Annotated in this window: 18 protein-coding genes; 2 read left to right on the top strand and 16 right to left on the bottom strand. The window is 47.7% G+C overall.

The features are described 5' to 3' along the window. On the top strand, window positions 1-440 hold a 440-nt coding region (locus AACR41_RS02305; protein ID WP_152551029.1), incomplete at its 5' end, for a C39 family peptidase. 40 nt (window positions 441-480) lie between these two features. On the opposite strand, the gene AACR41_RS02300 is transcribed toward AACR41_RS02305, so the two are convergent. The 3 genes from AACR41_RS02300 to AACR41_RS02290 form a co-directional block, all read right to left on the bottom strand. Beyond that, entirely contained in the window at window positions 481-1,536 is a 1,056-nt protein-coding gene (locus AACR41_RS02300) for a metal-dependent hydrolase (RefSeq protein ID WP_030007996.1), read from the bottom strand. 104 nt (window positions 1,537-1,640) lie between these two features. Next, complete coding sequence (locus tag AACR41_RS02295) at window positions 1,641-2,345, bottom strand: hypothetical protein (RefSeq protein WP_223209959.1); 705 nt, start codon at window positions 2,343-2,345, stop codon at window positions 1,641-1,643. A gap of 95 nt (window positions 2,346-2,440) precedes the next feature. Next, the gene (locus AACR41_RS02290; protein WP_030007994.1) at window positions 2,441-3,190 is read right to left on the bottom strand and encodes a hypothetical protein; all 750 of its coding nucleotides are present in this window, start codon (window positions 3,188-3,190) and stop codon (window positions 2,441-2,443) included. 412 nt (window positions 3,191-3,602) lie between these two features. Between AACR41_RS02290 and AACR41_RS02285 the strand changes: the two genes are divergently transcribed. Next, entirely contained in the window at window positions 3,603-3,893 is a 291-nt protein-coding gene (locus tag AACR41_RS02285; protein ID WP_072007999.1) for an HNH endonuclease, read from the top strand. A 29-nt stretch (window positions 3,894-3,922) separates the two neighbouring features. Here AACR41_RS02285 and AACR41_RS02280 read toward each other — a convergent pair whose 3' ends face one another. From AACR41_RS02280 to AACR41_RS02220, 13 genes are all read right to left on the bottom strand, one after another. Continuing rightward, the gene (locus tag AACR41_RS02280) at window positions 3,923-4,183 is read right to left on the bottom strand and encodes a hypothetical protein (protein ID WP_030007992.1); all 261 of its coding nucleotides are present in this window, start codon (window positions 4,181-4,183) and stop codon (window positions 3,923-3,925) included. A gap of 90 nt (window positions 4,184-4,273) precedes the next feature. Next, the gene (locus tag AACR41_RS02275) at window positions 4,274-4,603 is read right to left on the bottom strand and encodes a hypothetical protein (RefSeq protein ID WP_030007991.1); all 330 of its coding nucleotides are present in this window, start codon (window positions 4,601-4,603) and stop codon (window positions 4,274-4,276) included. Further along, the gene (locus AACR41_RS02270; protein WP_030007990.1) at window positions 4,572-5,384 is read right to left on the bottom strand and encodes a DNA cytosine methyltransferase; all 813 of its coding nucleotides are present in this window, start codon (window positions 5,382-5,384) and stop codon (window positions 4,572-4,574) included. Before AACR41_RS02270 ends, AACR41_RS02275 begins: the two co-directional genes overlap by 32 nt. Before the next feature lie 446 nt (window positions 5,385-5,830). Further along, window positions 5,831-6,307, bottom strand: a complete 477-nt coding sequence (locus AACR41_RS02265; RefSeq protein ID WP_152551028.1) for a hypothetical protein — start codon at window positions 6,305-6,307, stop codon at window positions 5,831-5,833. Continuing rightward, complete coding sequence (locus tag AACR41_RS02260; protein ID WP_030007988.1) at window positions 6,294-6,893, bottom strand: MarR family transcriptional regulator; 600 nt, start codon at window positions 6,891-6,893, stop codon at window positions 6,294-6,296. Before AACR41_RS02260 ends, AACR41_RS02265 begins: the two co-directional genes overlap by 14 nt. A 137-nt stretch (window positions 6,894-7,030) precedes the next feature. Beyond that, entirely contained in the window at window positions 7,031-7,288 is a 258-nt protein-coding gene (locus AACR41_RS02255) for a hypothetical protein (RefSeq protein ID WP_030007987.1), read from the bottom strand. Between the two features lie 88 nt (window positions 7,289-7,376). Beyond that, window positions 7,377-7,607 (bottom strand): hypothetical protein, encoded by a 231-nt coding sequence (locus AACR41_RS02250; RefSeq protein WP_030007986.1) that lies wholly within the window; start codon window positions 7,605-7,607, stop codon window positions 7,377-7,379. A gap of 65 nt (window positions 7,608-7,672) precedes the next feature. Further along, entirely contained in the window at window positions 7,673-8,101 is a 429-nt protein-coding gene (locus AACR41_RS02245) for a Sak single strand annealing protein (RefSeq protein ID WP_030007985.1), read from the bottom strand. A 5-nt stretch (window positions 8,102-8,106) separates the two neighbouring features. Continuing rightward, on the bottom strand, window positions 8,107-8,277 hold the full coding sequence (locus AACR41_RS02240; protein ID WP_012308513.1) for a hypothetical protein: 171 nt from the start codon (window positions 8,275-8,277) through the stop codon (window positions 8,107-8,109). A gap of 74 nt (window positions 8,278-8,351) precedes the next feature. After that, window positions 8,352-8,693 carry a hypothetical protein gene (locus AACR41_RS02235; RefSeq protein WP_030007984.1) on the bottom strand — a complete coding sequence of 114 codons (342 nt, stop codon included), beginning with the start codon at window positions 8,691-8,693 and terminating at the stop codon, window positions 8,352-8,354. A 73-nt stretch (window positions 8,694-8,766) separates the two neighbouring features. Further along, window positions 8,767-9,318, bottom strand: a complete 552-nt coding sequence (locus tag AACR41_RS02230) for an antirestriction protein ArdA (RefSeq protein WP_030007983.1) — start codon at window positions 9,316-9,318, stop codon at window positions 8,767-8,769. A gap of 78 nt (window positions 9,319-9,396) precedes the next feature. Then, entirely contained in the window at window positions 9,397-9,600 is a 204-nt protein-coding gene (locus tag AACR41_RS02225; protein ID WP_030007982.1) for a hypothetical protein, read from the bottom strand. A 14-nt stretch (window positions 9,601-9,614) separates the two neighbouring features. Then, window positions 9,615-9,959 (bottom strand): hypothetical protein, encoded by a 345-nt coding sequence (locus AACR41_RS02220; RefSeq protein ID WP_030007981.1) that lies wholly within the window; start codon window positions 9,957-9,959, stop codon window positions 9,615-9,617. Window positions 9,960-10,108: the final 149 nt, after the last annotated feature.

Below are 10,108 nucleotides of genomic sequence, written 5' to 3'. Positions count from 1 at the left end.
ATCCAGAATATACTTGGGTCAAAAAATATGTAGATAAGAAAAAAGGATATCTTGTACCAATGCTTGGGAATATATTAATCTTTGAAAGCTTTGGATTGCATAGTTTTTGGTTTAACAATGCAGATATCAATAATTGTATTCAGTTACTTTCTGAAAAAATTCCAATTATAACTACAATAAAACTCAAGTCTGGAGATCGCCATAGTATTGTTATTACTGGATATGACTACACTAAAAAAATCTTTTATGTAAATGACCCGTTAGGTGATTATTTTAGCGATTATACAGTTTTTCATGGAGAAAATATCGAATTCTCATTTGAGATTATGGAAAAAATAAATACTGGACATTCCATAAGCGCCAATCTATATTTTCATCCTGAACAATCTTCAAGAATACAAGGTCTTTTAAATAAAAAATCTTTGTATTCATGGCCTTGATAAATCTATAAAAATCTTCTTTTTATTACATATTAAAGAATTAATCTAACTTAAGTTTTTTCTGAAAGGTCAAAGTCGGTATAGGAGTAAAGACCTTAAAATCAAGCTGCCCGATCGCCCACTGATCTTGGAAAATGGAGATCGCCTGATTCAAGTCAGCATAGGTGAGAGTGACCCTCGTGCCATAAACCTGAATCTCTGGTGGTAAGGAACTGGGCAGTTCATCAGGAAAATCAATGGTGACACTGCCGGAAACCAGGATAAGGCTGTTGGGATAACGCTGGGCGATCGCCCCTAACCCTTCCCCTAACGGCTCATCATTAAAACCCTGGGTAAAGGTTTCAGTGGTCTGTTCATTACGAATATCAAGGCGAACGAGGGTGGGAATAATATCGCCATTCTCAGCTACCTTATAAACGCCCTGGCCATCGGTGACGAGATAGCCATTGTCCTCGGCCACGATGAAAAATGTTTGATTGACGGGTTTACGGTCAGTGGCCCAAACCCCTTCCACATGGAGCCAAGTCGCGTACTGGGCAGCATTGACATTGTAAGCTTTGATGCTGTGATCCCGCAGATTGAGGGTGCGGCTGGCAACATCGCGGAAACCACCATTACTCAATAGATTGAGGTTGAGGAACAGAATCAAGACGGCGATCCCCAAGACCCAATATTCAGCCTTGCCGCCAGTCTTCATGCGCCGTTTGGGGTTCATGCCGCAAACACACCAGGCTTGTAGGGGATAGAACAACTGTACGCCCTGCTTGGTAAAGGTGTCGGAGAAGATAGCGAGAAAGTGACCCAAGGGTAAGGCGATCGCCCAGGAGGTCGGGATACCAAGGAAATACCAAAGTACCCCGGCGATCGCACTGAGGACGGCATTAAACAGAAGACAGTGGGTAACAGTGCGGTGGGGGTAACGGTCTTCGAGCCAATGGGAAACAGGAAAAAACACCTGACCCACGAGGCTATGGGAGCTGTCGAGGTCAGGAATTTGTGAGCCAATAATCGCTAAGCCTAGCACCACTGGGTCAGCGGTTTGCAAGAGTAGGGTGGTGCCACAAACGCCAATAATGGCATGGGTCACACTCATCATGATTCATTCCTCCCGTGTGGTGTAAGACAAAAAATACCCCCTCTGCCTATCGGCATCTCCCCAGAGGGGAGAACACCCCTCTAGCTCCCCTCTAGGGGAGAAGTTTATTGACCATACTTCCGCCTCGCGCCTCGAATTTTGCCGATCTGCCGGAGCATTACCCCCAACACCAGGGCAATGCCACCAATCACGTACAAACCGCGATCGCCAGTGCCCAAACCAATGAACCGGACGATGGAGAAGGCCATCAAAGCCGAGATGATGATGGGGCTAATGTCGAGGTACAGACTGTGCTCTGGCTCTGGATTTAGGCCCAGCTTCTCATTCCTGACCGCTTTTCTCGCCAAAAGAGGATTTCGGCCAGCAACGGTTAATAGTTTGGCGATCTGGTGGTCAGTGAGGGATAAGTCATTTTTTTCAGCTTCCTCCAGAATGACGCCTCGAATTGCCTCAATGGAGGGCCGCTCTAATTCCACTTCCAGCATTTGCAGATAGATGTCCCGCTTAATCACCGCGACGGCGATCGCCACGACAATCACCTTACCCATGCGCATGAGGGTTTCCAGCCAGTAACGGATAGAAGCAGGTAGGCGCTTCGCTTCAGGGATAATCAGCAGGCTGCCCTTCTCAATTTCCTGGGCTAACTTTTCTTTGATTTCATCCGCCGTCAACTGGCGATCGCCAATGACTTCTCCCTCTTTGTTGTACTTGGGTTCCGTGGTGTCCACCCGAAACTGCTTGGCCAGCTCCATAAGAAACGTTTTCGTGCTGCCCTGGTAGGCGACAATCGCCCAGGGTTCAATGTCCACCGCAGCGGCGATCGCCTCTGGTAGTCCCTCGAATAAGCCCGCTTCCCCCAGGACAAGACAATGGTGGCCTTCCTGGATGATGGAAATGATTTGGCTTAGGTTTTCTGGATTGACCCGCTGCGATATTTGGTAAGGATCTGGCTGGCGATCGCGGCGGGATTGGCTAAAGGGTCACGGATCGCCCTCCGGGTCTGCTCAATCTTGCGGCGTAAATCTTCCGGTAGATCATCCTCTGTCATCTGTTCAACAAGGTGGGCCATGACCAATTCCGGCTGGAGGATTTGCTTCGCTTTCTTGGCCTGGGCAATGCGGATGAGAGCATCAAGATCGGACTCATCGGAAAGGTCGAGGTTATCCATGGAAGTGGTTGGAAATTCAGAGATTATCTCCTCCTCATAGAGCACCGGAAACTTATCACCGGAATCTGTTGAAAGTTCCCCACCCTGGGTGACCGGACTATCAGTAATAGCCTCATCAGAAGTGACTGGAATGTCATCATGCTGATGGTCTGGAATAGCACCGGAATTTGGAGGAGGTGGAGGAATTACATCAGACTTTTCCGGTTGAGATTCCAGTGAATTTACAGGAGAAGAATCTTCTTTTTCCGGTGGCATTGGGGCTATAGATTCCGGTTGGGATTCTGATAAATCCTTAGTAGTTTCCGGCGTAGATTCCGACGGTGCGTTTAGAGATTCCTTGTAGGCCAATAACGTTTCCAGTTCCGCCTGGGTAATGGTTGTCCGGCCATCACGACGTTCCGGTTTGATTCCGGTGGCCTTGAGGTAGGTATAATATTGGGACTTTCCGATGCCGAGTTTCCGCTGGGCTTGATTCCGGTCGTACATGAAAATTTTTTATTTTCTATAGATCCATAATATGGCCGCATTTTCCGGTGGACTTTCCGGTCAGGTTTCCGGTAAACATTCCGGTGCCGATTCCGGCCATATTTAAGCATAACCGGAAACTAAAGCGTTGATCCCCTCCTAACCAGACCGGAAGCTTAATAGCGACCGGAAAAATAATCATCAGCGGAATATTCACTTTCCGACGCGACTAATGGCGAAAGAGAGTGAGTTGAGAATTGCGACGATCGCCTCATTGCCATTTGAGAGAGTGCTAAAAAAGATAGAGATATTTAATCCTGAGAAAAAAGCGGTAGTAAAGGCCCGGTAATATGGCTCATCAGCACTCAGCAATTTTCTGTATAAAAGGAAGCATAAAGTACGATGGTAATCATCAAGTCTGAAGGAACGAGAGATGAAAAATCGGTATCCTGAGAACTGGCCTGACATTGCCCTCAAAGTAAAACAAGCGGCTCGATGGCGATGCCAAGAATGCGGCTTGAAGTGTATTGAACCCGGGCAAAAAACTAAAGGACTGAGCCGTAGTGAGATCGCTAAACATCGCCTCGCTGTCCACCACCAGAATTACAAACCCGAAGACAATCGCCCCGAAAACCTGATCGCCCTTTGTAGTGCCTGCCACTGCGCCAAGCATCAGGGAAGACGCGGTTCCATTACCATTGGTCAACTAGAACTGATTTCATAGGGACGGGCTGAGGGACATTGAAAAAGCCTTTACTCAAAATATTCCTTGGTGATGTCATAACCGGGCTGATTTCCTTGCTCAAGTAGTGCCCCGGCTTCTGGAATTGATTGGGAAACAGCATTGATTAGCTTCTCCACAAGATTTTGAACCACGAGGCCACTTTCACCACGAATCCAGTGTTGTGCCGTCTGGAGGTAGGCAACGAGCACGAATATCTCAAAGGCACTTAGGGAAAGGGGGATTTTGGAGTCGTGGTTGATTAGGGATTGAAGAATTTCGTTGTTGTTCATCTGTCTAAACTAATTATTTTTTGTCTTACACCAAATCCAGAACTGGATCGGCTTTGGCAATTGAGGCGAGAATTTTTGTCTTACACCAAATTATTCAAGTCTGCCTGTCTCGATAAAGTTCAAGATACGAACCACATTTTGATTGGCTTGGATCAATTGATGTACCGCTGCAACTTGATGAAACTTGATGCGTTTTGATCTCGTTGACCATCGTTGCTGCTTCTCCTGCCACTCTTTCCATTGATAAAACCAGCGATAGTGATGGGGATAATCGAGGGCAATATCTTTGGGTACCCGTTCCCCTTGAATGATGGGATAGGTTTTACCACGGCGGGTTTCAGTGAAGGGAACTAAACAGCCAGAGGCTTTTCCGCTGCTGCCCCGTGGCCTACCGCGTCTTTTGTTGGTGGTGCCAGTCAACGAAGTGGAGGGCAATCGCCGCTTGGGCTGGGGTAACAGTTTTCCCGGCGAGGCGTCTGACATCGTTACGGCCTTTGAGGCCACTGGGGACGAGGTAGGCAGTTGGGTGAAGCGTTGTCCGGTGATTGAGCTGAAGAGATTCCACGGAAAACCCATGTACATCGCCATCGCCTCGGGGCTGAATTGATAGCCAGGGGGAATAACGCCTAATTGCTTCAGCCTTTGTTCTAACTTCGTCTGTCCAGCATTGCGCTTCGTGCCGCTGCCCGTAGTCAAGGTAGGCAATAACAAATGTTCTTTCCCGTCGGTGGGATGCGCCAAGTTCGCTAGCGGCGATTGTAAAACCCGTTGTTTGATAGCCAGCCATTCTGCATCCCCCAAGGATTGCTCGTAAACCTCTAGTGGCAATGCCCACAGGTTGTTCCCAGATGAAGTATTGGGGTTGGACTTGGCAGAGGATACGCAGTCCTTCGCGCCATAACTGTGATTCGGGGTGATGGAGTCCAGTTTTGCTGCCTGCATGGGAGGTTCCGGTGCAGGGGAAGCCGCAGGTGATGAGGTCGAATTCTTTTTGTTGGGGGTGGTAGGCGCGGATGTCTTTGTGAATGGTGACTTTGGGGAAAAATTCCGAGTAAACGGCGCTCCCTCCGGGGACAGCGAAGCTGCGCGCCTGTTCGTCGATGTCGCAGTAGTCGGTGGTTTTGATGGTTTCGGAGTAGTATTTGGCGATCGCGTGGGAGAATCCCCCAATGCCGCCGAAGAGTTCGCAGTGTCTGAGCATTGTTGTAGATCGTTCAGGTAGTCGAGTAGTGGTGCCCCAGGTTCTGGTGGGAGGGATTTTAGCCACTGCTCAAACCTTTCTTCACCCATGTGTACGCACCCTGAAAAAAGGGAACCTCCGCAAAATGTGTATAAGTTTATACAAAAGATACGGGGGTATTATAGGTGCAGAAATATCCAAAAATCAACACTAAGAGCAATCAGGCCCAACACTTCGCTGTTCCTAGAAAACACCTGACTTAAACAAATGAATTGGGTACTTAGACGTCGCCTAATTCCTGCTTGATTTCTTCTAGGAGGTCAGGATGCTCACGAATGACCTTCATAAGGATGCTCCTCAGTAAGTGTAGCGGCCCGCAATCATCGGAGTCTTGGGCTCAGATTGAATGCAACTATCCGGTGGATTTTGACTTGGGGGAACCGTCGGGGATGGACGCAACCCATTCATCAAAATTGAAGTTCTGGCCAGTCATCTCCCCCTCCAGCACCGGATTTGTCTTGTTTTACCCGATTTGGCTTGGCTTTATTGAATCCCTCTAGGACTTGGGCTTGTTTCTGCTTGAGAATTTCTTGGATGCTCTGAAAACCTTTGGCGATCGCCCCTGATTCACGGCTTTGATACCAAGAAAGCGCCCGATGGAGTTCCTGCACAGAGTTATCTTTCCAAAGGACATACCAACCATGGTGTGACACTGAATAGTACACTTTTACTATCTCGCCCCGGGCTAATAGATCCTTGACGATACCGTCTTGTTCTTGAGTTAGATTTGGTTTTTGTTGTGCTTCAGCCTGTGGCTCTACTGCCTTTTTAGCAGTGGTCTTGTAGAACTGGTTTTTCAGCCAATCGAAGTTAGCAGCAATCCACTTGTCGATCATTTGAACAGGTCGGGGGAGTGCAGATGCTCTTTTTTCACAAAATTTCAAAAAATTTCTCTCTCTCTTTTTCTGGAAGAGTCTGAATAAGATCTATATAGTCTGAATAAGTCTTAGGGGGTTCAGAAGCATTGCTATCACTGGGTTTTAGCGATTGATTGTTGTGTGGAGACTTTGCTTGTTGTCCTGAGACTTCGTTTGTCGTCTGTACGCGACAGTTGTCGTCCTGAGACTTCGTTTGTCGCGTGGGAATTTGCGTAAAATTTTTTGGGTCTTCTGGGGGATCTGTTTTTAGATTGGGGGTTGGGGTGATGGCCTCTTGCACTGATTGAACGGCTTCGGCGATCGCCTCTTTGGTTTTGAGGGCGATCGTCCTGACGGTTTTGAAGCCATGTTCTAACCAGCCTTGTTTTCTGAGGACATTGAGGGCGCTGTTAATTGTGGCGCGGTGTCGGCCTAATGCTTCGGCAATTTCAGCAACGTTGATTTCAAGGCCATCGCCAAAGGGATCACGAACGCGGAGATAAAAGAGTAAATCGCGTTCGGCGGGCTTGAGTTGGAGAGCTGCTAGATACTCAGCTTCAGTGAGTTTATAGAATTTTTCAGACGTGGGGGATGCACAAGAAATATTGTTCATGTTAGTATCGACGTAATAAGATAAGTTTTCTTGCCCTTGTCTCGATGCCGAAAAACATACAGAGACGAGGGTTTTTTAATATTTATACTCAAGGCTAGTGTAAGTTCGCAACTACTAGCGACGAATATTGCAATTCATTACTTCATTTCAAGCTTTGCGACTTTCGCTTGGATCGCCGCAAAGAGCTCTGGTTGATTGCGAATAACCTCAATGAGGATGCTCCTGAGTAAGGGAGTATTTTTGCTGCCATCTTCTTTCAGTAGTTTTTCAGCAATGTCCACGGGCAATCTGACGCCAAAAACAGAAGGGTGCATTTCTTCGTTTTTTTTGAGGTCGCCATATTTTGCACGGGCTACTTCCTGAAATTTCTTAGGGAGAGTGTTTAGTTTTGACATGGCTTTTCCTCTAGTTAACAAGTCTATTCTACTGTTTAGCAGAGTGAATGAGGAGTAGCCCAGAAAGGGCTAAATGCTGCTACGGGGATCATGCACCACAAACGTCTTGGTGTTCTGCCAATGCGAATTCGAGCATTGCTTCGAGAATGCCTTCCTTGAATGCCTGTTTGATTGGGGGTGGGGCGTTACGAATTTGGGGAGTTGCCTGGTGGTCGAGGATAAACCGCTTAAATGCTGTGGGGTCATCGTCTGGGTTGAGTTCAGTGAGGGCGGTGTGGGTGAACTTATAACCAAGGGCTTTAGCTGTGTTCGTATCCATATCGTTTACACCAATGGGAAACTGGGCACTTTAGCAAAAGGTTGTGCCCAGGGCGAATTTTATCGTTATTGGTAGAGGTAGAGTCCTAAGCCAAACTTGGCACAGGCGCGCCGGAAAGCCATGGATTCAGCGTTACTCGACGGATCGCCATAGGGATGCTCGACCACTTCTCCGGTGCGCTTCACTAATTTGAGAGTTTCGGTGCCAGTGGCTTCGCGGTAGACTCGTCCCTCGGCAACAGTTAAGGTTAACCGTCCTGTAAGGAAAAGGCGATCGCCTGTGGTTTCCATCTTCACAATTTCCCAAGTCCAGGCAGGGCAGTATTTATCAAGGATTTTGACGGCATTGTGCCAGGGTAAATAAGTGATAGAGCGGTCTTTTGTACCTAGAAGAGCATCAGGGATAGGTCGGGATAATGTTTCAATGGTTTGCTGTAATGTCCATTCGCCGGGAGTACGTGGGCGCTGGGTTTGAGGGGTTGTGGTGGTAGCCATAATATTTAGTCTTCCAATAGAATTTCTTCTGCTTGTTCAAAGAGTTTGTAGAGTCGGGTGGTGCCAGGTTTACCAAGGGCTTGTTCTACATTCCAGGTGCGGGAATAGTGCTGCTCGATGTAGTTGCGGAGTTTGATAAGTTCCTGGGCTAAGGCTTTAGCGTTGGGTTTGTTCATGGTTCGTTTGTGGGTCTGACTGACTCCTTCTCACCTGCTAGGGCAGGCTAAGGATTAATAGGAGCGCATGGGTGTTACTCATAAGCCATCAGATAGGCTTCATCACAGGCGCGGTTCGGTTCATCTTCGGCATGGAGTTCGTTCAGGTGTGCTTGGGTTTGTTCCCGTGGGAGTGCGCCATACTCCATCCAGTCCCAAATGATTGTGAATAGATTCCCGTTGGCGACTTCTTGGGCGATCGCCACAGCTTCACAGGCTGGGAAGTAATCTGTCTGGCGTTTTCCGTTGGGGGAAACAAAAATCAGCTTGAAAATCTGGGGATCAATGGTGGCTTCCACGTCTAAGGCCATGGGTGATAGGTGCTTGTTTACGGTTTCAAGGGTTTCTAATAAATCGAGCCAGTCTTGATATTTCATCGTTGTGATTCCTGAGAAGTGAATATGATCTCTCCTAACCCTCCCCAAGGAGGGCTAGGCTTTGGGGTAATGGTTATATGTAGGCGAAAACGTAAACCTGACCTTTGGATGTCGGTTCTGAGAAGTAGTCACAAATGAACCAATCACGGGCGATCGCCTTAAAGTTGATGTAGCAGGTCATCATGCCTGCCTTTTCCCAAGCATCGAGGGTGCCAAGGTCTTCAAGCTGGGAATAAACAAAGTCTTCTTTGTCTTCGTAAATACCCTGGTAAGCATCCTCGAAGGCTTCAACCGTTGAAGCAACATCACCATATTGATTGTTACTATAAAAAGCGGCGAAGGCAGGGCCATGGTTGGCGATCGCCTGGGCTAGGGCTGATACAGTCTCGAAGTCTTCCCACTCGCTAAGGCGGATATCCTCGAAACCTTCATAATCATGGATCGCCCATTCTTCGCAAATGTCGCCAAGCTTCCAGGCTGGGGAAGTCTTGAGCATTTCTTCTACTGCCTCTTGGATATCATCAGCATCTTGGTCAGCATCAATCCAAGTCCCATGTAAAAAACCGTTATTGTAGGCCGTAAGGCAAGCGACATAGATCCGAGGGGTATCGGTTAAAGTAAGCATGATTTTCTAAATTCCTGAAAAGATTAAACAAGGTGGGAAAACCCTCCCAACCCTCCAAAGGAGGGCTAGGCAGTAGGGTTAGGCGCTAATGATTCCGCGTCCCTTGGGCAAGCTAAATAAATGCTTTTGCGCTTCTTGCAAGGTTGCGTAACTGGCGATCACCTGCCAACCATCAGCAACCTGCTCTGCAAGCCAATAGGCCGAAAGCTGAGAAATAACACAAGTGCCAGAATAGGGCGACTTGAGAATGTAGTAATAAAGCGGTGGATAAAACGTTCTCATCACTAATCCCTCCCCTAGTACGGCAACCAGTCAGAAGGAAACAAGTCACAGCAGGGATACTTGATATCTAAGCTGTGCGCCTCAAAATAACTGCAACCATAGGCAAGGTCACGCCATTCATTCTCGATGTCTGCGTTGGTGAGGGGCTGGGAAAACTCGGCCTCGGCCTCGGCGCAAATTTCCCCATGAAAATCGGTAACAGCGGTAAAGCTGAAACGATAACGGGTATTCCAGCAAACCCGAACCCCTGCCGGAAGTTCTTCGTCTCTAGACTCAAACTGGTAACGGCCAATCGTAGTGTTATAGGCCGTCCGGTCAGCCATCTTCGATAGCTGCCGTAAAATATCTAAAGCAGTCATAACTAATCTCTACTTAGTTGTGGTTGTTAGGGCGAGGTTGGAAACTGGTACTTTCCTCCTTGCCTGCTCCTATTATAGCCGTAAACTACCTTGTTAACAAGCAAAAATACCCGAACAACTCATAAGAAAAGCTAATACATAAAGCAGTC

It is taken from the genome of Picosynechococcus sp. NKBG042902, from assembly GCF_963864045.1.
Classification (GTDB): domain Bacteria; phylum Cyanobacteriota; class Cyanobacteriia; order Cyanobacteriales; family MRBY01; genus MRBY01.
Note: the sequence above shows the minus strand (reverse complement) of the source record. Positions and strands in the feature narration are given on the sequence as shown.

Excerpts from the sequence above, each read along its gene's own strand:
- AACR41_RS02300 (WP_030007996.1), bottom strand. The coding sequence starts at position 1,536 with ATGATGAGTGTGACCCATGCCATTATTGGCGTTTGTGGCACCACCCTA.
- AACR41_RS02290 (WP_030007994.1), bottom strand. The coding sequence starts at position 3,190 with ATGTACGACCGGAATCAAGCCCAGCGGAAACTCGGCATCGGAAAGTCC.
- AACR41_RS02285 (WP_072007999.1), top strand. The coding sequence starts at position 3,603 with ATGAAAAATCGGTATCCTGAGAACTGGCCTGACATTGCCCTCAAAGTA.
- AACR41_RS02280 (WP_030007992.1), bottom strand. The coding sequence starts at position 4,183 with ATGAACAACAACGAAATTCTTCAATCCCTAATCAACCACGACTCCAAA.
- AACR41_RS02270 (WP_030007990.1), bottom strand. The coding sequence starts at position 5,384 with ATGCTCAGACACTGCGAACTCTTCGGCGGCATTGGGGGATTCTCCCAC.
- AACR41_RS02260 (WP_030007988.1), bottom strand. The coding sequence starts at position 6,893 with ATGAACAATATTTCTTGTGCATCCCCCACGTCTGAAAAATTCTATAAA.
- AACR41_RS02255 (WP_030007987.1), bottom strand. The coding sequence starts at position 7,288 with ATGTCAAAACTAAACACTCTCCCTAAGAAATTTCAGGAAGTAGCCCGT.
- AACR41_RS02250 (WP_030007986.1), bottom strand. The coding sequence starts at position 7,607 with ATGGATACGAACACAGCTAAAGCCCTTGGTTATAAGTTCACCCACACC.
- AACR41_RS02245 (WP_030007985.1), bottom strand. The coding sequence starts at position 8,101 with ATGGCTACCACCACAACCCCTCAAACCCAGCGCCCACGTACTCCCGGC.
- AACR41_RS02240 (WP_012308513.1), bottom strand. The coding sequence starts at position 8,277 with ATGAACAAACCCAACGCTAAAGCCTTAGCCCAGGAACTTATCAAACTC.
- AACR41_RS02235 (WP_030007984.1), bottom strand. The coding sequence starts at position 8,693 with ATGAAATATCAAGACTGGCTCGATTTATTAGAAACCCTTGAAACCGTA.
- AACR41_RS02230 (WP_030007983.1), bottom strand. The coding sequence starts at position 9,318 with ATGCTTACTTTAACCGATACCCCTCGGATCTATGTCGCTTGCCTTACG.
- AACR41_RS02225 (WP_030007982.1), bottom strand. The coding sequence starts at position 9,600 with ATGAGAACGTTTTATCCACCGCTTTATTACTACATTCTCAAGTCGCCC.
- AACR41_RS02220 (WP_030007981.1), bottom strand. The coding sequence starts at position 9,959 with ATGACTGCTTTAGATATTTTACGGCAGCTATCGAAGATGGCTGACCGG.